This is a genomic window from Dictyoglomus sp. SSW (genome assembly GCF_055181335.1).
Genome location: NZ_CM143705.1, coordinates 1,074,772 through 1,094,536, shown reverse-complemented (window position 1 = coordinate 1,094,536; position 19,765 = coordinate 1,074,772). Strand labels below are relative to the sequence as shown.

At 30.4% G+C, this 19,765-nt stretch carries 21 protein-coding genes and 2 tRNA genes; 7 read left to right on the top strand and 16 right to left on the bottom strand.

All coding sequences use genetic code 11. The annotated features are described in order from the left end of the window. Positions 1–5 precede the first annotated feature (5 nt). The 6 genes from tsaD (at position 6) to groL (ending at position 6,359) form a co-directional block, all read left to right on the top strand. Positions 6–1,010 carry a tRNA (adenosine(37)-N6)-threonylcarbamoyltransferase complex transferase subunit TsaD gene (tsaD, locus tag ACY3JM_RS05170; protein WP_463082257.1) on the top strand — a complete coding sequence of 335 codons (1,005 nt, stop codon included), beginning with the start codon at positions 6–8 and terminating at the stop codon, positions 1,008–1,010. Next, on the top strand, positions 1,010–2,029 hold the full coding sequence (locus ACY3JM_RS05165) for a lysylphosphatidylglycerol synthase transmembrane domain-containing protein (protein WP_463082258.1): 1,020 nt from the start codon (positions 1,010–1,012) through the stop codon (positions 2,027–2,029). Before tsaD ends, ACY3JM_RS05165 begins: the two co-directional genes overlap by 1 nt. Before the next feature lie 36 nt (positions 2,030–2,065). Continuing rightward, a complete protein-coding gene (locus ACY3JM_RS05160) occupies positions 2,066–3,106 on the top strand; it encodes a glycosyltransferase family 4 protein (RefSeq protein ID WP_463082259.1) in 1,041 nt (346 codons plus the stop codon). After that, a complete protein-coding gene (locus ACY3JM_RS05155) occupies positions 3,103–4,287 on the top strand; it encodes a glycosyltransferase family 4 protein (RefSeq protein ID WP_463111105.1) in 1,185 nt (394 codons plus the stop codon). The genes ACY3JM_RS05160 and ACY3JM_RS05155 overlap by 4 nt, the downstream gene beginning before the upstream one ends. 137 nt (positions 4,288–4,424) lie before the next feature. After that, on the top strand, positions 4,425–4,715 hold the full coding sequence (gene groES / locus ACY3JM_RS05150) for a co-chaperone GroES (RefSeq protein WP_148805409.1): 291 nt from the start codon (positions 4,425–4,427) through the stop codon (positions 4,713–4,715). Positions 4,716–4,742: 27 nt separating this feature from the next. Continuing rightward, positions 4,743–6,359 carry a chaperonin GroEL gene (groL, locus tag ACY3JM_RS05145; RefSeq protein WP_463082261.1) on the top strand — a complete coding sequence of 539 codons (1,617 nt, stop codon included), beginning with the start codon at positions 4,743–4,745 and terminating at the stop codon, positions 6,357–6,359. A 534-nt stretch (positions 6,360–6,893) separates the two neighbouring features. On the opposite strand, the gene ACY3JM_RS05140 is transcribed toward groL, so the two are convergent. From ACY3JM_RS05140 to ACY3JM_RS05105, 8 genes are all read right to left on the bottom strand, one after another. Continuing rightward, positions 6,894–6,969, bottom strand: a tRNA-Glu gene (locus ACY3JM_RS05140). A gap of 13 nt (positions 6,970–6,982) precedes the next feature. Next, positions 6,983–7,057, bottom strand: a tRNA-Gln gene (locus ACY3JM_RS05135). Between the two features lie 227 nt (positions 7,058–7,284). Further along, positions 7,285–7,596, bottom strand: coding sequence for a hypothetical protein (locus ACY3JM_RS05130; RefSeq protein ID WP_463111104.1), 312 nt, complete (start codon positions 7,594–7,596; stop codon positions 7,285–7,287). Further along, a complete protein-coding gene (locus ACY3JM_RS05125) occupies positions 7,593–7,748 on the bottom strand; it encodes a hypothetical protein (RefSeq protein WP_463111103.1) in 156 nt (51 codons plus the stop codon). The genes ACY3JM_RS05130 and ACY3JM_RS05125 overlap by 4 nt, the downstream gene beginning before the upstream one ends. Continuing rightward, positions 7,749–8,069 carry an ImmA/IrrE family metallo-endopeptidase gene (locus ACY3JM_RS05120; RefSeq protein WP_463111102.1) on the bottom strand — a complete coding sequence of 107 codons (321 nt, stop codon included), beginning with the start codon at positions 8,067–8,069 and terminating at the stop codon, positions 7,749–7,751. It lies immediately after the preceding gene. Positions 8,070–8,185: 116 nt separating this feature from the next. Next, entirely contained in the window at positions 8,186–8,344 is a 159-nt protein-coding gene (locus tag ACY3JM_RS05115; protein WP_463082267.1) for a hypothetical protein, read from the bottom strand. A 777-nt stretch (positions 8,345–9,121) separates the two neighbouring features. Then, positions 9,122–9,835: a hypothetical protein gene (locus ACY3JM_RS05110; RefSeq protein ID WP_463082268.1), complete on the bottom strand. Its 714-nt coding sequence runs from the start codon at positions 9,833–9,835 to the stop codon at positions 9,122–9,124. Positions 9,836–9,859: 24 nt separating this feature from the next. After that, positions 9,860–10,642 (bottom strand): S4 domain-containing protein, encoded by a 783-nt coding sequence (locus ACY3JM_RS05105; RefSeq protein ID WP_463111101.1) that lies wholly within the window; start codon positions 10,640–10,642, stop codon positions 9,860–9,862. 90 nt (positions 10,643–10,732) lie between these two features. Between ACY3JM_RS05105 and ACY3JM_RS05100 the strand changes: the two genes are divergently transcribed. After that, positions 10,733–11,668 carry a D-alanine--D-alanine ligase family protein gene (locus ACY3JM_RS05100; RefSeq protein ID WP_463082270.1) on the top strand — a complete coding sequence of 312 codons (936 nt, stop codon included), beginning with the start codon at positions 10,733–10,735 and terminating at the stop codon, positions 11,666–11,668. On the opposite strand, the gene lgt is transcribed toward ACY3JM_RS05100, so the two are convergent. The 8 genes from lgt to acpP all read right to left on the bottom strand — a co-directional run bounded on the left by lgt (position 11,669) and on the right by acpP (position 19,744). Further along, the gene (lgt, locus tag ACY3JM_RS05095; protein WP_463082271.1) at positions 11,669–12,502 is read right to left on the bottom strand and encodes a prolipoprotein diacylglyceryl transferase; all 834 of its coding nucleotides are present in this window, start codon (positions 12,500–12,502) and stop codon (positions 11,669–11,671) included. 22 nt (positions 12,503–12,524) lie between these two features. Then, positions 12,525–12,917, bottom strand: coding sequence for a signal peptidase II (locus ACY3JM_RS05090; protein ID WP_463082272.1), 393 nt, complete (start codon positions 12,915–12,917; stop codon positions 12,525–12,527). After that, complete coding sequence (locus ACY3JM_RS05085) at positions 12,914–13,363, bottom strand: N-acetyltransferase (RefSeq protein WP_463082273.1); 450 nt, start codon at positions 13,361–13,363, stop codon at positions 12,914–12,916. The genes ACY3JM_RS05090 and ACY3JM_RS05085 overlap by 4 nt, the downstream gene beginning before the upstream one ends. Then, positions 13,360–14,253 carry a signal recognition particle-docking protein FtsY gene (gene ftsY, locus ACY3JM_RS05080; RefSeq protein WP_463111100.1) on the bottom strand — a complete coding sequence of 298 codons (894 nt, stop codon included), beginning with the start codon at positions 14,251–14,253 and terminating at the stop codon, positions 13,360–13,362. Before ftsY ends, ACY3JM_RS05085 begins: the two co-directional genes overlap by 4 nt. Next, positions 14,250–17,510: an AAA family ATPase gene (locus tag ACY3JM_RS05075; RefSeq protein ID WP_463111099.1), complete on the bottom strand. Its 3,261-nt coding sequence runs from the start codon at positions 17,508–17,510 to the stop codon at positions 14,250–14,252. Before ACY3JM_RS05075 ends, ftsY begins: the two co-directional genes overlap by 4 nt. After that, the gene (gene rnc / locus ACY3JM_RS05070; RefSeq protein ID WP_463111098.1) at positions 17,497–18,204 is read right to left on the bottom strand and encodes a ribonuclease III; all 708 of its coding nucleotides are present in this window, start codon (positions 18,202–18,204) and stop codon (positions 17,497–17,499) included. Before rnc ends, ACY3JM_RS05075 begins: the two co-directional genes overlap by 14 nt. Next, a complete protein-coding gene (fabF, locus tag ACY3JM_RS05065) occupies positions 18,201–19,442 on the bottom strand; it encodes a beta-ketoacyl-ACP synthase II (RefSeq protein ID WP_463082277.1) in 1,242 nt (413 codons plus the stop codon). Before fabF ends, rnc begins: the two co-directional genes overlap by 4 nt. A 62-nt stretch (positions 19,443–19,504) precedes the next feature. Continuing rightward, positions 19,505–19,744 carry an acyl carrier protein gene (gene acpP / locus ACY3JM_RS05060; protein WP_148805450.1) on the bottom strand — a complete coding sequence of 80 codons (240 nt, stop codon included), beginning with the start codon at positions 19,742–19,744 and terminating at the stop codon, positions 19,505–19,507. Positions 19,745–19,765 lie beyond the last annotated feature (21 nt).

Here is a 19,765-nt window from a genome sequence, read left to right as displayed (position 1 = left end):
AACTAATGATAACAATTGGTATTGAAACTTCTTGTGATGAGACAAGTATAGCATTAGTAGAGGACGGAACTAAGATTTTAAGCAACATAGTTTCATCACAAATAGACATTCATAAAATATACGGGGGTGTAGTCCCAGAAGTTGCATCAAGGCTCCATGTAGAGGTTATAAATAAACTTATTGATGTGGCCTTAGAAAAAGCAAATTTAAGTTTTAAAGACATAGATTTAATAGCAGTTACCCATGGTCCTGGTCTAATTGGATCATTATGGGTAGGAATAATGGTAGGAAAAACCTTATCCTTAGCATTGGAAAAACCAATTGTTGGAGTAAATCATCTTGAGGGACATATTTTTGCCAACTTCTTAAGAGAAGATCCCCCTACATTTCCCTTTATATCTCTTATAATATCAGGAGGACACACAGAATATCTTTTAGTGGAAGGAATAAGAAAGTATAAATTATTAGGACAAACTTTGGATGATGCTGCTGGAGAAGCTTTTGATAAAGTGGCAAGAATATTAGGATTAAGTTATCCTGGTGGTCCAGAAATAGAAAAAGTAGCAAAGAATGGAAACCCAGTTTTCAATCTCCCTAAGGTAAAATGCGATAGAGATTTAGATATAAGCTTTAGCGGATTAAAAACAGCTATATTGTATCTTGTAAGGGATTTAAAAAATGAAGGGAAAGAAATTCCAGTAGCAGATATAGCTGCCTCTTTTCAGAAAAGAGTAGTGGAAGAATTAATAGAAAGAGCACTAATTGCTGTAAAAAAATTTAAAATTAATACATTAGTACTTTCTGGTGGTGTGATAGCAAATAGTTATTTACAAGAAAGGTTCAAAAAAATCTCTGTGGAGGAAAAGATAAAACTCTATTTACCCCCTAAAGAATTGTGTACCGATAATGCAGCCATGGTTGCTTCCGCAGGGTACCACCTATATAAAAATGGATATGTAAATGATCTTTCTTTATCAGCTATTCCAGATCTACCCTTAGGAGGTAGTTAATGAATAATTTGAACCGTACCCTCAAATCAGGGTTAAAATTTTCCATAGTAATAAGTGCAATTATTTTTGTAATTATCTTATTTTTTACTACAGATTCAAGAACTTGGAATGCTCTACTTACTCTTAAATGGAATTATGTCTTATATATTCTTCTCCTTAATTTTTTAAGCTGGATATTTGCAGCAATTAGATACAAAATTCTTATAAAAGGTTTGGAAGGGGTAAATATAAAATTAATAGAGGCCTTACAAATACACCTTGCTTATTATTTTGCATCAAGCATAACCCCTACATCAGCAGGTGGCGAACCCTTAGAAATATACCTTCTTTCAAAGAAAAATATTAAAGTTGGACAAGCAACAGCATTAAGTCTTTTCAGATATGTTATTAATTCTCTAACTTTTGCTATTTCTTCACCTATTGTAATATATTTTTATTCTTATCTTTTTCCTCAGCAAATAATTAAAAGATTAGTTCAATATAGCGCCTTACTCTTTTTCTTAATTGTTTTAGGTTTTATATTTGCACTGTACAAACCAAGACCTATTATAAGATTTATTGCTTATATTCTTCTCAAGTTAAGGAAACTGCCCTTCCTATCGAAAATACATCCTTATAAAATATTAAGAGTTGTCAATAATACTGTAAAAGATTTTCATAGCACTCTTTGGCTCTTCATAAAAGATAAAAAACTTACTATGTTCGGCTTTTTCTTCTTCAATCTTCTTTCTTGGTTTACCTATTTTTTAATAGCACCAGTTCTTATGATGAGTTTCCATTTGAAAGTTAATATAATCTCCGTAGTTTTAGTACAAATTCCAATCTTTTTCTTAATGTTCTATGTTCCCACACCAGGAGGAAGTGGAGTCATTGAAATTCTTCTTTCCCTCGCCTTTGCCCCCTTTGTACCCAAGTATATCTTGGGAATTTATATAATATTATGGCGAACATTTACCCATTATGTCACGTTATTAGCAGGTGCATTTGACTTCATATATGTCCTTGGGATCAAAAATTGAGAATAGGAAAAAATATAAAAAAGAGGTGATTATTCAATGATGAATACAAAAATAAAGGTAAACATAATATTTAAGCCAGGTATACCTTCTGCAAGAACAAAAGGTGGTGGAGATCAAACTGCTTGTAAGATGTTATATGAAGCTCTTAAAAAAAGAAATGATATAGAAGTCTATTATAATGGTCTTGTCAAAGATGGACCTTACGATATCCTTCATTTCCATTCCTTTGGAGATGTCTTCTTCAAATACGTAAAGAAAGAAAACAAAAGTAAAATTGTATTTACAGCTCATGTAATAGCAGATACCATGTTAGGTAGTGCTTTATTAGCTGAAAAATGGAAAGGTCTTTTTTCTCAATATCTTCTTCTCTTTTATAATCAGGCAGATGTAGTTATTGCTGTCTCCCCGTTAGAAGTAGAAAAATTAAAGGAAATGGGAGTAAAAACTAAGATTGTTTTTATACCAAATGGTGTGGATTTAAGTTTATTTAAGAAAGATGAAAATTTAAGAAGAAAGACAAGAGAAGAATTTAATATAAAAGACGATGACATTGTACTTTTAAGTGTAGGTCACATGATAAAAAGAAAAGGTTTTGATACTTTTGCAAAAATGGCTGAAAGATTGCCTCAATACAAATTTGTTTGGGTTGGCGGTATTCCTTTCTCATTCTTAAGTGGAGGATATTCTGAAATAAAGAAAATTATTAAAAATCCTCCAGAAAATCTAATCTTATCAGGTCCATGTCCTCACGATGAACTCAACAAATTTTATAACATGGCTGATATTTTCTTTTTCCCATCAAGACAAGAAAACTTTAGTATTGCTGTCCTTGAAGCATCAGCTGTAGGCTTACCTCTACTTTTAAGAGATTTAAAAGAATACAAAGAACCTTTATCCCCCAATTATGTATCAGGTACAGAAGAAACATTTGAAGAAAATATAAAACTTCTTGCCGAAAACAAAAACTTAAGAGAAGAATACTCTAAAAAAGCCTTGAAAATTGCTGAGAAATACAATATAGAAAGAGTTGCCGATGAAACTGTAAAAGTATATAAAGAAATATTAAATCTGTCATGAAAATAGCATTCTTTACAAATAACTATTTACCAAATACAGGAGGAGCTGCCATAGCTGTAGAAAGCTATAGAGAAGCTTTGGAGAAGCTTGGTCATGAAGTTCATGTATTTGCTCCCAAATATCCACCATGGTTCCCTAAATACAAAGAAGACAATGAAAAACATATAATAAGATTTCCGTCTATTGCATTAAGATTTATAACTCCTCAACCGTTACCCCTATATTTCCCTTTCTTAGTAGAAGATTACTTTAGAAAACAAGATTTTGATATTGTCCATTCACATCATCCGTTTGTAATAGGAAAAACTGCTCTTAAACTTGCTAAAAAGTATAATAAACCAATTGTTTTTACCCATCATACTCAATACCATAAATATGTGCATTATATTCCCTTAATACCCCAAACCATAACCTCCAAAATTGCCATAAAAGAAAGCGTAAAATACTCTAATCAAGTAGATCTTGTAATTGCTCCCACAAAAGAAATTAAAGATATGATAATCAATTTTGGTGTAAAAACAAGAATAGAAGTCATACCTACAGGTATAGATTTTTCTTTATGGGAAAAACCTATTTCTAAAGATTTTTTAGACAAATTTCCATGGAAAGACAAAAAGATATTACTTTATGCTGGAAGACTTGCTAAAGAGAAAAATCTTGAATTTTTAATTCAAGCTCTTTCAAAATTATTAAAAGAAAGAGATGATATTGTGTTTTTAATTGTTGGTGATGGAGAAGAAAGAAAAAATCTGGAAAATCTTACAGAAAAATTAGATATAAAAGACAAGGTTATTTTCTTAGGATGGCATCCAAGAGAAGAGCTAATTTATTATTATAAAATAGCCCATATATTTGTTTTTGCATCCACCACAGAAACCCAAGGTTTAGTTACCTTAGAAGCTATGGCAGGAGGATGTGCTGTAGTAGCAGTAGAAGCCCCAGGCACAATAAGCTTAGTAGAAAATGGTAAAGAGGGTTTATTAGCGCAAGAAGATTACAATGATTTCTATCAAAAAGTTCTATATCTACTTAATAACGAATCACTTCTACATAATATGAAAAACAATGCAATTAAGAAGGCTACTCAGTTTTCGATAATGGAAAGCGCAAAGAAATTGGAAGAATTATATAAAGAAATCATAAAAAACAAAGAAAAAAATAAAAAAATTATAGAAAAATAAGAATTTTTGACATATATTTGCCATTTTTTTGCGTATTTTTCTGTTGAATAGATATTTAAAGTTAATATATATTTATTTTGGTTTTAGCACTCATCTACTTAGATTGCTAATAAAATTATGAAAGGAGGTCGAGACTTGTGAAATTGCGTCCTATTGGTGATCGTGTAGTGGTCAAGGTTATTGAGCAAGAAGAAAAAACAAAAGGAGGTATTGTTCTTCCTGACACTGCAAAAGAAAAACCCCAGCAAGGAAAAGTAATAGCAGTAGGTACTGGCAGAATCCTTGATAATGGGCAAAAAGTCCCATTAGAAATCAAAGAGGGAGATAGAGTTATTTTTGCAAAATATGCTGGTACTGAAGTAAAAATTGAAGGTGAAGAATATCTCATCCTTAGTGAGAGAGATATCTTAGCTGTAATTGAAGAGTAAAAAAATTTAAAAAAGGAGGGAGAGAATATGGCAGCCAAATTAGTTAGCCTTGACATGCAAGCAAGAACAGCACTTATAAGAGGACTTGATATCGTAGCAGATACTGTAAAAATTACTTTAGGACCTAAAGGAAGAAACGTAGTACTTGAAAAGAAATTTGGAGCACCTGTTATCACTAACGATGGTGTAACCATTGCTAAAGAAATAGACCTTGAGGATCCATTTGAAAACATGGGTGCTCAACTTGTAAAAGAAGTAGCTTCCAAAACTAATGATGTAGCAGGTGACGGTACAACCACAGCTACAGTACTTGCTCAAGCATTAGTACATGAAGGAATGAAGCATGTAGTAGCTGGAGCTAACCCCATGTATGTAAGAAGAGGAATAGAAAAGGCAGTAGAGGCAGTAGTAGAAGAACTTAAAAAGATTGCAAAACCTGTAGAAACAAAAGATGATATAGCCCATGTTGCAGCCATTTCTGCTAATAACGATGAAGAAATTGGAAAATTAATTGCTGAAGCAATGGATAAAGTTGGAAAAGACGGAGTAATAACTGTAGAAGAATCTCAAGGTATTACAACTACCTTAGAACTTGTTGAGGGAATGCAATTTGATAGAGGTTACCTTTCTGCATATATGATTACAGATCCTGAAAGAATGGAAGCAGTATTAGAAGAACCATACATACTCATAACTGATAGAAAAATAAGTGCAGTAAGTGATATTCTTCCAATACTTGAGAAAGTTGTTCAAACTGGAAAGCCATTAGTAATAATTGCAGAGGATGTAGAAGGTGAAGCATTAGCTACTCTTGTAGTCAATAAATTACGTGGCGTTCTCCAATCCTTAGCTGTAAAAGCTCCTGGATTTGGAGATAGAAGAAAAGCAATGTTACAAGATATCGCTATCTTAACTGGTGGAGAGTTCATCTCTGAAGAAACAGGAATAAAACTTGAGAATGTAACATTAAATATGCTTGGAAGAGCAGAAAAAGTAAGAGCCAATAAAGACAAGACTACCATTATTGGAGGAAAAGGAAACAGAAAAGATATTGAGGCAAGAATAGCTCAAATTAAGAAACAATTAGAAGAGACTGATTCTGAATTTGATAGAGAAAAATTACAAGAAAGACTTGCAAAACTTGCTGGTGGAGTTGCTGTAATTAAAGTAGGAGCAGCTACTGAGGTAGAGCTTAAAGAGAAAAAACATAGAATTGAAGATGCTTTATCTGCTACAAGAGCTGCAGTAGAAGAAGGAATCGTACCTGGCGGTGGTGTGGCTCTTGTAAGAACTATTAAAGTTCTTGATAATGTAAAAGTAGAAAATGAAGATGAAAGGATTGGATTAGAAATTGTAAGAAGATCCCTTGATGTACCATTAAAGCTCATTGCTACCAATGCTGGTAAAGAAGGATCTATTATTGCAGAAAAAGTCAAAGAGATGGATGGGCCAATGGGATATGATGCTGCAAAAGATAGATTTGTAAATATGTTTGAAGCTGGAATTGTAGATCCTTGCAAAGTAACAAGATCTGCATTACAAAATGCTGCAAGTATAGCTGCATTAGTACTCACTACAGAAGGTCTTGTGGCTGAGAAACCAGAAAAAGAAAAGCAAACTCCACCTCCACCACCTGAGTACTAATTGAAAACAAAAGCCCCCAAGATTCTCTTGGGGGCTTTTGTTTTATTTAGAGTATCCTTCTATAATCTTTTTTTTACCTCGATAAGTTCATCCTTAACTACAGAACTATACTATAAAATATATTTAGTAAAGACTTTATCCCTTCTAAAACCTCCTCTATAAGCCTTTCTGGTTTGTAAAGCCTCTTACTTACCTTATAATCTCTGCTGGTTTTAAAAGAATGCTATTATATACACCAATAACTCGCCAATACCTATTTTTTCCATTAATCTTACATAAAGCCCTCCTACTTTTAAAATATGTTAACAAATTTCATCATTTCTATATTAATATTTTTTTAATTAATTTTTTAATAATCTTCTGAGAAAATATTTCTCAGAAAATAGAAATACAATTGATAGATGGCTGTATTCTCAAGTAATAGAATTAGAAATAAGATCATATCCTTAAAAGGCACTCGGAGTAAAAATTATAAGTAATTAGATTAAAACTATGATATAAAAAAACTTTTACTTAAATTTTTATCTTCATTTTTGGTGGCCCTACGGGGATTCGAACCCCGGTTTTTGGGTTGAGAACCCAACGTCCTGGTCCACTAGACGATAGGGCCACTTTATATTTTATGGCTGGGGAGGATGGATTCGAACCATCCCTACCTGATCCAGAGTCAGGCGTCCTACCAGCTAGACGACTCCCCAATTTTTACTTTTAAATATAATATATTAATAAGTGAGAATTTGTCAAGAATTGGGAGATATCCTCTAAAACCCGTTTCTATTTTAGAGAGTCAAATTCACCTCCTTTTTTTATTTTAGTTCGCCTGACTCATCATTTTTGTATTAAAAAATTTTTTACCCCCCTCCTTAACAAAGTTTAAATTAAAAATTATTTTTTGACATCTTTTAAACTTTTGTAATGTTTCTTCTTATTTATTATTCGTATATTCTACTAATAAGATATCTTTACCATCTATTGCTAAGACTAAAAATGTATCTTTTTCTTTTGGATAATAAAGATGATAAACTTGATCATAAGGTTTACTCTTTTTCCCATCAACAACTACAAACCATTTCTCACCATAATACCAAATTCCTTCATCCCACTTACCGCCATTTCCTGCAATATATGCAAATCTTTTCCCATCATCTGTAAAAGTTACATTATATACTTTATCAAACCAACCTTCTCTTTTTCCATTTATTATTAGAGACTGTTCATCTTCTTTTTCAGTAATCAAATACCATGAACCATTTTCATAAACATGCCCTTCAATCCCTTTTTCTTCATTTTCAATGTAAATAATTTTGTTTCTTTAAATCCCAAGCTTTGGGCAAGGGTTAATTGAAGAATAAAGAGTATTAGGATAAGGAAAATTAATTTTTTATTCATTTAATATCCCCCCTTTAATAATTCTCTCACCCTTGTAAGTTTTATATAAAATTTTATCACTTCTTCTTCCACATTAAAATATTCTGCAAGTTCCCAAATTTCTGTTATTCCCCTTCTTACTGCCTCTAAAAATTTTTCTTCAGGGATAAGATAAAATACTTGCCATTTTTTTGCTCTATATTCTTTTCTTGAAATCTCAATCTTTTCTCTATAATTTTCTTGCTTCTTGTTATTGTATGTTGAACCAGTAAAGTAGTGTCCAAGTTCTTCAGCAAGAACACATTTTAATTTTCTATTACTTTTATCAATATATTTTTGCAAATGTTTTTAAAATTCCTATATAAATAAAAAAACTTGTAATAAGCTGCGTCAAAAAGCCAAATTAAAAGAAACCTGAATGTCTTTTTAACTTCTATAACTGGCTTAATTCCTATTTTCTATATCTCCTTTGTTAATCCTATAAAATCATATAGTTTTTCTCCTATAAAATATTTTCCTTTTAGCTCTATACTTCCCTCTATAATCTCTTTCACTATCTTTACTTCACCCTCATAGGCTTTCTCTGCCTTAACCCCATATATACTTATTATCTTCAAATTTGTATTCCTCAGATTTGTAACTACCTTTCTCTATTCCATATAAATTGAAATTTTCTTCAGATTCTTTATTCTTAATTTTGCAATGTTTAAAACAGTAATAGTCTCAATAAGGAAAAAAGATGTCTTTTAAAAAAGAGAAAAAATAATAGTTAACACTATAACTTTGATTATTAAAGGAATAATCCTATGTGAGTATTCTTCTCTATATTTTTCTTACATTCCAAGTAACTCTTTCAGAAGGGTTTTGTCTTTAATACCGCTTTTGAGACCAAAGAAAAGTAATAGCAAGCATTGTATATAATTATTTCAGGATCTTTTGTATGGCTTAATCATGATTTATTGCTTCTTCTGATATTTTTAAACTTAAAATCATATCTTCTCTTTCATCATAGTATTCTCTCGAAGCCATACGTCTATTTTGTATATATAATGCAAGGCAAGTCCTAAATTCACTAAAGAATATTCATACTTTGAATACGTAACTTATCATCTTCTCAGGATCCACTCTAAGGTGGTTTTCGTAAAATATATAAAAGTTCCCCTTTTATAATTTATATCTATTAATAACTATTTTTGTTTTAATAAAAGCTGCATTAATCAATATCTTTTCCAAAGCACTTAGGAAGATTATAAGATTTAAAAATTTTATAAATAATTTTTATGTGAGTCTTTATCCTTATTATTATTTCTTATGGCTTCAGTAATTTTCTTCAAAAATATCATTTCCTCTAATAAATCTTTTCTTAGCCACATTATTTGTTAGGTCTAAAACAATTATGCTGTAACTTTTTCTTGAATATACATTTTAAAAATATCATGTATCATTAGATTAATTTTTTCGCTTCTTTTTATTTCTATTAGATTAAAATCAGGTTCACCACAGACATCAACACCTAATACCTTGTATTGAGAAAGGATATTCAAAATATCAAAAAATGAATCTAAATCTATCATTCCTTGTTCCCAATTTGTAAAGATATATTTTTTATCAAGTATATCTTTGTCAATACTTATATAGACAGGAAAATTTATGTATTTTTTTAAAATATCAAAATCATTTTTAATTATTTTCAATTTTCTGAATAAATTATCTTTAAAAGAAATGTTTTCATTATCAGTCACCACTACCACTTTTTCAATAAAGGGTAATCTTACTGCGTCTCTTATCCAGGATCCACAACTTATATATCCCTCAAAGGTTTCCATAAAATCCAAATGATGATCAATAACTACTAACTCAAAAGGTAATTTTATATTCCTTATAAAAAGATAGGTTAAATAGTGAAAATCACTTTTTCCTAAAAATTTAATTCCTTTATAATCAAAAGGAATTAATTTTTTAAATTCTTCTAATTTCTCATAGGAACACAGATATTTGACCTGGGAAATATTATTAAAAGAAATTAACTTTCCTATAGAAAGAAGCTGATTCTGATTTGTATAAACATGGTCAAAATTTAATATTAAGGTAGGAAAATTGGTTGACATAATTTTCCTACTATATTCTTATTTTCACTTTTTAATCATTCTCTCAATTTCAATGTGAAATTTACCCCTTGACGTTACCTTTATATCAAGAACTCTAAAACTACCAAGATTATGAACAGTTACTATATCTCCTATATTTAATTCATAAAAAGAATCCTGAATCTTCCTTCCATTGACCTCTACCCCACCACCTTTAATATAAGTTTGCATTTTACTTCTTGATATTCCAAGTGCAAAGCTCCCTATAGCATCCACCCGCCTAGATGCTTCTGTAGTACGTAATATTTTAGATGGCTTTGTATAACTTTGTAATTCATAAAAGCTTAATATTTTAAATTCAAAATTAGTGTCATTAAAAACTTCTTCTATATCATCTCTAATTTCATTAGCGAAGATAATTTTCCAACCATCATGGGTTAGCCATATATCCCCAATTTTATCTAATGAAATGCCCTTTTCTTTTAAAAATTCCAATATAAAATTAGAATTTATTTTTTCATAAGAAATCAGATTTATTCCTGCAAAATATTTATTTAAATCCAAATATTCTATCAATTCTATTTTATCAGAGATAAAACCTCTTTTCCTTTCAGCTCCACTTATACCACCTTCAAGCCTTGTATATAACGTATTTTGAAAAAGAAAACTGATTTTTTGAAATAAATATTGTTCTGTAAGAGACAAAAAACCTGTTGGATTTATACCTCCTTTTTGCCCCACTCTTTGGAACACCTTATAAATTTCTCTTACCTTTTCTTTATCTTCCTCTCTCTTTAAATCTTGAATAATATCTTCTAAATTTCTCATAATAATTAATAATATCACGAGAATCTCTTTTAAAAAAAGCTTCTTAAGGGTAAAATCTATAAATATATAATACTTTTAAGAGGTGGAAAAATGAAGATAGGAGTTTTAATAGGTGTTAAATCTACAGAAAAAGAAATTGCCATGAAAACTGCCCAAAATATTATTTCTGCCTTGAAGATTAAGGGTTATGAATATTGTGAAATACCTATTGATGAAAATATTGTTGAAAATATAAAAAGGGAAAAAATTGATGTGGCTATAATTTCTGCTCATGGTTTATATGGTGAAGACGGAACTATTCAGGGACTCTTAGAGCTTCTTGGTATACCTTATGTAGGCTCTGGTGTCCTTGCCAGTGCATTAGCTTTAAATAAAGTTATGGCTAAAAAAATATTTCTATATCATAAAATACCTACTCCTAAATGGATTGAAATTTCAAAAAAAGATATGGAAACAAAAGATTTAGAAAAAATTCTTGAAAACATAAAGAAACTAAAGAAACCCTGGATAGTTAAGCCCTCAAACCAAGGTTCCACAATAGGATTATCTATAGCAAATGATAAAGATGAATTAATAAAAGCCCTTGAATATGCCTTTAGATTTGATCAATATATTCTAATAGAAGAGTTTATAAGAGGAAAAGAAATAACAGCAAGTATTTATGACATAGATAATACAATTTGCCTTCCTTTAATAGAAATTATTCCCAAAACAGGTTTTTACGATTATCAAACTAAATATACCCCAGGATTAAGTGAACATATAATTCCCGCAAGACTTTCTGAAGAAACTTACAAAAAAGCCCAAGAGCTTGGTGTTTTAGCTCACCAAGCTCTTGGTTGTAGACATCTTTCAAGAGTTGACATGATTGTAGAAGAAGATACACAAAATATATACGTTTTAGAAGTAAATACTATTCCAGGTATGACAGAAACAAGCTTATATCCCGAATCTGCCAAAGCTTTTGGAATAGAATTTCCAGACCTTATTGACAGCTTCATAAAATCTGCCTTAAGAAGTATTTAATTACCTCTTATTCTTTTTTACTTTGGGTTCAGCTGAAATTTTTCTATATAATGGGCAACTTTGAGGTAAAAGTGGTAATCCTGCCTTTCTCCTACTATAAGCATAAATACCAAAAGCAATAAGCAATAAAGATACTGTCTGGGATCCTGTTAAGTATAAAAAGTTTCTTGGATTGTCTCTAAATATTTCTACAATGAAGAAAGCTAATGAATAATATACAAAGAAATTAGTAGCTACCTCCCCATCAAAAGTCTTTCTATTCTTAACTCTTAGTAAATATACAAAAACAATTAGGAAAGCAATTGTATAATAAAGTTCGGTAGCATGTCTATATCCATATATATTTGGGAATTTTACTCCCCAAAGTAATGGGGTTTCATATCCATAACAACAACCATTTAAAAAACAGCCAATTCTTCCAATTGCACTACCTATAGCAATACTTGGAGTAATAACATCTAAAAACTTCCAATAAGAGATTTTGTGTCTCCAAAGATAAATCAATACCACAATTGTTGCTGCAAAAAATCCACCAAAGAATATTAATCCACCATCCCAAAGTTGCAATATTGAAATGAGATTACCTTTATATGCATTCCAATATTTTATTACATAAACAATTCTCGCTCCTAAGATTCCTGAAATAATACTCCATACTGATACATTCAATACATGGTCTGGATCAATATCCTCTCTTTTTGCCCATCTCATTGCTAATAGAATTCCTATAAGGAAGCCTAAAGCTACTAAAGTGCCCCATGAATAAATTACAATAGGTCCAATTTTATACTTAAAAAATTGGAATTGGGGGATTGTAAACAATTTAGGGTACATTTTATCTCTCTACCTCCTTCTTTTATTTTATTAGTTTTAGAAATAGAAAAAATCCTCCCAAAGTAATAAAAACATCAGCCAAATTGAAAACAAAAAAATTTTTCATATGAATAAAGTCTATCACATAACCATAAAAAACTCTATCATACAAATTTCCTAAAAGTCCTCCTAATATAAATGCTATACCCAAAAAACTAAATTTCTTATATAGTATCAAGAGCACTATAAGGGCTAAAAAACTAAAAAATATAAGAAAGAATCTCGGAATATATATTCCTAAAGCAGCACCATAATTATGCACAAGATTAAAGCTAATTACAAAATCCAATTTTACTCCATCAAAAAAATGCCTATTGGCCATTTCTTTAGTTATTCTATCTATTAAAAAAAGAATAAGTATAATCCAGTATTTCATAAATAATATATTAAGGCAAATTCACCACAGTCTGGAAATTTCGGACATCTAACACAATCACTCCAAACCTTAAAGGGTAATGTTCTTTTATCAACCTCTACAAAACCCAACTTTTTAAAATACTCTGGAATATATGTAAGGGCAAGTACTCTCTTTAAACCAAGAAATTTTGCTTCATTTAGACAAGTAAATACAAGTTTTCTTCCATAACCCCTTCCTTCGTATTCTTTTTTAACAATAACTGACCTCACTTCTCCAAGGTCTTCCCAAATAATATGTAAAGCACAAGTACCTATAATTTTTTTTTCTATCTCTAATATGTAAAAATCCCTAATATTTTCATAAAGATCACTTAAAGATCTCGGAAGAAGAAGACCTTTTTCAGCATATTCATTAATTAGTTTATGAATTTCAGGTACGTCTTGTATTTTTGCTTTTCTTATCATACTTCTACCCTCGGTAAGAAAGATTCTACAAATTCTTTAGGATCAAAGGGTTCAAAATCATCTTTATCCTCACCTATACTTACAAACTTTACAGGTATTCTAAAGGTCTTTACAATATTAAAAATTACACCTCCTTTTGCAGTACCATCTAATTTAGTTAATATTACTCCGGTAAGATCAACAGCATTTCTAAAAGTCTCTACCTGTTTTATAACATTTTGACCTAAGGTAGCGTCTACCACAATAAGATTTTCAGAAGCTTTATATCCTAAAGTTTTTTCAACAACTCTTTCGATCTTCTTCAACTCTTCTAAGAGATTACTCTTTGTGTGCATTCTTCCAGCAGTATCTACCAATAAAACATTTTTATTTCTTGCTTTAGCAGCTTCTATAGCATTATAAACAACCGATGCTGGGTCCGCTCCTTCTTTTTGAGCTATAACATCTACTCCTACCCTCTCTCCCCAAAGCTTAATTTGATCAATAGCTGCTGCCCTAAAAGTATCTCCTGCAGCTATTATTGGAGAATAGCCCATATTTTTTAGGTAATAGGCCATCTTACCAACTGCACTTGTTTTTCCTGTACCATTTACACCTAAATATATAAAAACATTTATCTTTTCTGGAATAATATTAAGCTGAGAATTTATCCCACTAAAAATACTCAAAAAGAAATTAAACATAAATTCTATAAGTTCAGAAGTGGATGTGATTTTTTGCTTTTTAACTTCATTAATTAACTGATTTGTTAATTCTAAACCTAAATCACTTTGAATAAGTTCCATTTCCAATTCATCCAAAAGATCATCATCAATCTTAGAAAAGCTAAAAATGTTCTGTAATTTCTCTGCAAATTTTTGTAATTTAGGTAGCCTATTCCAAAAGCTCAATTTGCAACCTCCTCTTCTAATTTCCAAAAAAATACTTGCGAAGAACCCTTATCATTTAAAGTCACACCATATATTATATCAGCATATTGCATCAAAACAGGATTATGAGATATAAGAATAAATTGATTCTCTTTACTTAATTCCTTTATTTTCCTACCTAAAATCATGGCATTTTGATTATCTAGAGCAGAATCAATTTCATCCCAAAAGCAAAAATTAATATGAGCAAGTTCTACCGCAGAAAGCAAAATAGATATACCCACCAAACTTTTTTCTCCTCCAGAAAGCATAATAATATTTCTCCAACTTTTCTTCTGAGATGAAATTCTAAGTTTTATATCAGAGGTCAATGGATCACTTTCATTATCTAAGAAAATTTCAAGATTTGAATTAGGAAAAAAAAGTTGCCAATTTTTATTTACTAAATCCTTAAATTGTAAGAAACAACCCACAAATCTTTTTTCGGCCTCTTCCCTCGTTTCCCTAATTATCTTTCTCAAAGAATTAATAGATCCATACACATCATCTATCTGTATAATAAGTTCTTTATATTTTTTCTCTCCTTCCTCCAATTTTGTTTTTGCCAAAAAGTTTACAGGGCCTAACTTTTCCAACTCTTTAACAAGATCTTTCTCCAAAATCCTTAGTTTTTCCTCGGGAAGATCTATTTTTAATTCCCAATCCTCCTGGTAATTATTCTCTATGTCTACTTCTAACTCTCTTATACGATTTAATAAATCTTTCTTTTTTTCCAAAAGAACGATCTCTTCTTCTCTGTTTTCTTGCCATTTCTTCTCTAATTCTTTAATACGAGTCGTAAGAAGACTCTGTTTTTCAAAAAACTCATTATTTTCTTCAAGTAATCTTCTCTTTTCTTCTAATAGCTCCTTTATTCTATTTTCTAAATAATTAATGTTTTTACTTAAATTGGATAAATCATCGTCAATTTTCATTATTTCTTGGTCTATGTTTTTCATCCTTTTTTCAAGATAACTATATCTTTCCTGTAAAAGATTAAGCTCTTTTTCTAAAGCTATTTTTTGGATCTTACAATTTTCATACTTATCTCTCCATATTTTTATATCCCTTTGTAAACTATTGATTTCATCTATGATAGCTTTTAATCTATCCTCTAAAAAAAGTCCTTCTCTTTCGTATATTTCTAACTTTCTTCTTCTTTCCAATAGATTTTGTTTTTCTTCTCTTTTCTTCTTAATTAGATTTTCAAGTTTAATAATTATTGGCTCTAATTTTACTCTTATATCTTTCATTTTATCAATTTCATTTCTCAATATATCTAAATCCCTTTTTAAAAATTGGTTGCTTTCAATAAGATCTCTTATCTTTTCCTCATTTTCTACAATAGACTTTTCTGATAAAAGTGTAGCCTCAATATTGAATCTTATTCCACCACTTATGGTTCCTGATGGTAAGAATACTTCCCCTTGAAGTGTAACAATTCTCCATCCATCATTAAGAATGTCTTTATTCTCAACAGCAGAATCAAAATTATTAAAAATAATAACATTACCTAAAATATTTTTAACTAAATTATCATATTGACAATCATATTTCACAATATCAATTGCTCTAACCGCCACATTTTTCAGCTTTTCAGGAAGATCTTTAATTTTTTCATATCTATTTAAGGTTAATGGTCTAAAAGTAGCCCATCCAACTCTTTTTTCTTTTAAAAAGTTAATTAATTCTTTTGCTGTTTTTTCATCATTCACAATTATGTCATATATAGTATTTCCTAAAAGATTATATAAAGCCTCTAAATACTCAAAGGGTATCTCTATAATGTTCTTAAAAATGTCATGTATTTTCTCTCTTTTGTAATGGATAATTTCTCTTACACCACGGGGATAATTTTCTACTAAACTTTCCTTTAATTCACCTATAAGATTTTTTAATTTGTTTATCTCCACAATATTTTTCTCAAAAGTTTCTTCTTTTTTTCTAAATATCTTATTTTTTTCAATATAATCTTTTTCCAAGCTCTCTCTATAATTTTTAAGATTAAATAATCTTTTTTCCCAATTTCTAATAACTATATCAATTTTCTCAATTTTATTATCTATAATCTCTACATCTTCATGGGAAAAAGAAAATTCAGAAAATTCCTTAATTTTTTGTTCCAACCTACTTTTTTCTATAATTTTCTCTTGTAAAGCAATTTCTCTATCTTTCAAAATATCAAAAATTTCATCATAATTTTCACTATTAATACTTTCTAATTTTTTCTCAATATCATTCCTTTGTGTTCCTACAAGATAAAGCTCTTTTTCTAAATCAGTCCTTTCTTCCCTTATACTTTTCAACCTTTCAGTTAGAAGATTTCTCTTTTCTTCATTTCTACTTTTTTCGATACTCAATTTTTGAAGTTCATTATCTAAACTCTCCAAATATGCTTTTTTATCTTTCAAAATCTTATCTATATTTTCTTTTTCTCTTTGAAGCTCTTCCTTATTCAATATGATAGAATCTATAACATTCTCAAGCTCTTTTAACCTTAAATCTATATTCTCAAATTCCTTCTTATATTTTTCAAGATTTTTTAAGGCTTTTTGCCGTAAACAATATTTAAGAGACTCCCGAACGTCAGCAATTTTTTTATTTATCTCTTCATATTTTTGGGCCACCCTAGCTTCTTCTTTTAAAATATCTAAATTGGCTTCCATCTCTTTTCTTTTCTCTTCAAGTTTATTCCATTCATTTTCAACTACTTCCAACTTTAACAAAATATCCTTTACCTTCTCATGATAACCGGATATTCCAGCTATACTTTCAATGATTTCTCTTAACCTTTCATTTTCTTTTACTACTAAATTATCTATCTCCCCCTGATTCAAAAAAGCAAAGCTATATCTACCAAGACCAAGATTTAAAAAAAACATCTGAATATCTTTTAGTCTGACCAGTTTATTATTAATATAGTAATTGCTTTCTTCCTCCCTATATATTTTTCTTGAAATTTCTATTTCCTCATCATCTAACTGCAAACACAAATCAACCTCTGCAAAATTTGAGGGAGGATGAAATTTATTTCCCCCAAAAATTACCTCGTCTACTTTTTCTGCCCTCAAGGTTTTAACTCTCTGCTCTCCTAAGACCCACCTTATAGCATCTAAAATATTACTCTTACCACTACCATTAGGGCCAGTAATAACAGTAAAATTTTGAGAAAATGGTATTTTGGTTGATCCTATAAAAGATTTAAAATTGTGAAGTTCTAATCTTTTAAGATATATCATTTCTAATTTTCTTCAACCCCTCTTTTGCAGCCATAATTTCTGCTTCCCTTTTACTCTTACCTGTACCTTCAGACCACTTTTCTCTATCTACCCAAAGTTCTACATAAAAAGTTTTATTATGTTCTGGACCTTCCTCTTTTACTACTCTATATTGAGGCTCTTTTCCTTCTTTAAGAAGTATTGATCTTAATAGGTTTTTCCAATCTACTTCTAAATTTATATTTTTTATATCTTCCTCAAAAATTCTCCAAATAAAATCTTTTACAAAATCATATCCTTTATCCAAATATATTGCTCCAATGAAGGCCTCAAAAAGATCACACAATACTGATGGCTTATTTCTTCCTCCCTGTTTTTCTTCTCCTGTACCTAAAAATATTAATCTATCTAATTCTAAAGCTTTTGCTTTTTTATATAACATCTCTTCTTTTACAAGAAAGATTCTCATCTGAGTTAATACACCCTCTGTTGCATGCTTATAATAATCAAAAAGAAGATCAGTGATAACCATATTTAATACTGCATCACCCAAAAATTCTAATCTTTGATTATCTATTTTAAATTCGGGATTTTCATGCTTAAAAGATGGATGAATAAGAGCTTCTATAAGTAGCTTTTTATTATCGAATGAAACTCCAATATTTTTACCTATCTCTTGACTGATTTTATCTATATCTATTTTAACTTTTTTCATTCTTCAAATTTTTTAAAAATTAATGATGCATTTTGTCCGCCAAAACCGAAAGAATTCTTTAAGGCATATTTTACTTTCCATTTTCTACTTATGTTAGGTACATAATCCAAATCACATTCTGGATCTTTTTCCTCATAATTTATAGTGGGATGTAATATACCGTTGTATATAGACAACACTGTAGCCACAGATTCTACAGCACCAGCAGCACCAAGTAAATGTCCAATCATAGATTTTGTAGAACTTACTGGAATATTGTAAGCATAATCCCCAAAGACTTTTTTAATCGCTAATGTTTCTATTTTATCATTCAATTTAGTTGAAGTACCATGAGCATTTATATAATTTATTTCCCTTGGATCTATTTGAGCATCTTTTATTGCACGTTTCATAGAAAGAACAGCCCCATATCCTTCTGGATCTGGTGCTGTTATATGATACGCGTCATCGGATGCCCCAAAACCCACTATTTCTGCATAAATTCTTGCTCCTCTTTTTAAAGCATGCTCCATTTCTTCAAGTATTAATATTCCTGCACCTTCTCCCATCACAAAACCATCCCTTTTAGCGTCAAAAGGTCTACTTGCTTTCTCAGGAGGATCATTCTGAGTAGAAAGAGCTTGTAAAGCACAAAAACCAGCTATTCCCATAGGAGTTATCGAGGCTTCTGATCCCCCAACAATAGCAAAATCTGCCTCACCAAAGGATACTAAGCGGTATCCTATACCAATTGCATGGGCTGAAGATGCACAAGCTGAAACAGGAGAATAATTAGGACCTCTGAAACCAAAAAAAATAGAAACGTTACCTGAAGCTATATTTATAATTACCATAGGTATTAAAAAAGGACTTACCCTATTTACACCCTTTTCAAATAAAACTCTAAATTGATTTTCTAAAGTTTCAAAACCACCTATTCCAGATGTAACAATCACAGCAGTATTTTCTTTTTCTTCTTCTGTAGGATTCCAATTAGCATCCTCTATAGCAAGTTTTGTAGCAGCAACAGCAAATTGAGAAAATCTATCTAATCTTCTAGCTTCCTTTCTATCTATAAAATCTTCTGGGTTAAAATCTTTAACTTCTCCTGCAATTTTTGTTGGAAAATCATCTACAGGAAATTTAGTTATGTAGGATATTCCAGATTTCCCATTTATAATTCCTTCCCAAAACTTATCTTTACCAACCCCAAGAGGTGAGATTACACCTATTCCAGTTACTACAACCCTTCGTCTCATCCACAAAACCCCCTTAATAAAAATGAGGGTACTGGATTTTTCCAGTACCCTTTCTACCATACTTATAATCTTTTCTCAATATACCTTACCACATCTCCTACAGTTTTAAATTTTTCTGCCTCCTCATCTTGAACATCAATACCAAACTCTTCTTCTAATGCCATGATTAGTTCTACAGCATCCAAAGAATCCGCACCTAAGTCCTCTTGAATATTTGAATCCATAGTAACAAGATTCTCATCTACTCTAAGTTGATCTACAATTATTTTTTTGACTTTTTCAAAGATGGTAGCCTCATCCATTTTACAGTTCACCTCCTTCCT

Coding starts and splice junctions, on each gene's coding strand:
- tsaD (WP_463082257.1), top strand. CDS start 6: ATGATAACAATTGGTATTGAAACTTCTTGTGATGAGACAAGTATAGCA.
- ACY3JM_RS05165 (WP_463082258.1), top strand. CDS start 1,010: ATGAATAATTTGAACCGTACCCTCAAATCAGGGTTAAAATTTTCCATA.
- ACY3JM_RS05160 (WP_463082259.1), top strand. CDS start 2,066: ATGATGAATACAAAAATAAAGGTAAACATAATATTTAAGCCAGGTATA.
- ACY3JM_RS05155 (WP_463111105.1), top strand. CDS start 3,103: ATGAAAATAGCATTCTTTACAAATAACTATTTACCAAATACAGGAGGA.
- groL (WP_463082261.1), top strand. CDS start 4,743: ATGGCAGCCAAATTAGTTAGCCTTGACATGCAAGCAAGAACAGCACTT.
- ACY3JM_RS05125 (WP_463111103.1), bottom strand. CDS start 7,748: ATGAATAAAAAATTAATTTTCCTTATCCTAATACTCTTTATTCTTCAA.
- ACY3JM_RS05110 (WP_463082268.1), bottom strand. CDS start 9,835: ATGTCAACCAATTTTCCTACCTTAATATTAAATTTTGACCATGTTTAT.
- ACY3JM_RS05105 (WP_463111101.1), bottom strand. CDS start 10,642: ATGAGAAATTTAGAAGATATTATTCAAGATTTAAAGAGAGAGGAAGAT.
- ACY3JM_RS05100 (WP_463082270.1), top strand. CDS start 10,733: ATGAAGATAGGAGTTTTAATAGGTGTTAAATCTACAGAAAAAGAAATT.
- lgt (WP_463082271.1), bottom strand. CDS start 12,502: ATGTACCCTAAATTGTTTACAATCCCCCAATTCCAATTTTTTAAGTAT.
- ACY3JM_RS05090 (WP_463082272.1), bottom strand. CDS start 12,917: ATGAAATACTGGATTATACTTATTCTTTTTTTAATAGATAGAATAACT.
- ACY3JM_RS05085 (WP_463082273.1), bottom strand. CDS start 13,363: ATGATAAGAAAAGCAAAAATACAAGACGTACCTGAAATTCATAAACTA.
- ACY3JM_RS05075 (WP_463111099.1), bottom strand. CDS start 17,510: ATGATATATCTTAAAAGATTAGAACTTCACAATTTTAAATCTTTTATA.
- rnc (WP_463111098.1), bottom strand. CDS start 18,204: ATGAAAAAAGTTAAAATAGATATAGATAAAATCAGTCAAGAGATAGGT.
- fabF (WP_463082277.1), bottom strand. CDS start 19,442: ATGAGACGAAGGGTTGTAGTAACTGGAATAGGTGTAATCTCACCTCTT.
- acpP (WP_148805450.1), bottom strand. CDS start 19,744: ATGGATGAGGCTACCATCTTTGAAAAAGTCAAAAAAATAATTGTAGAT.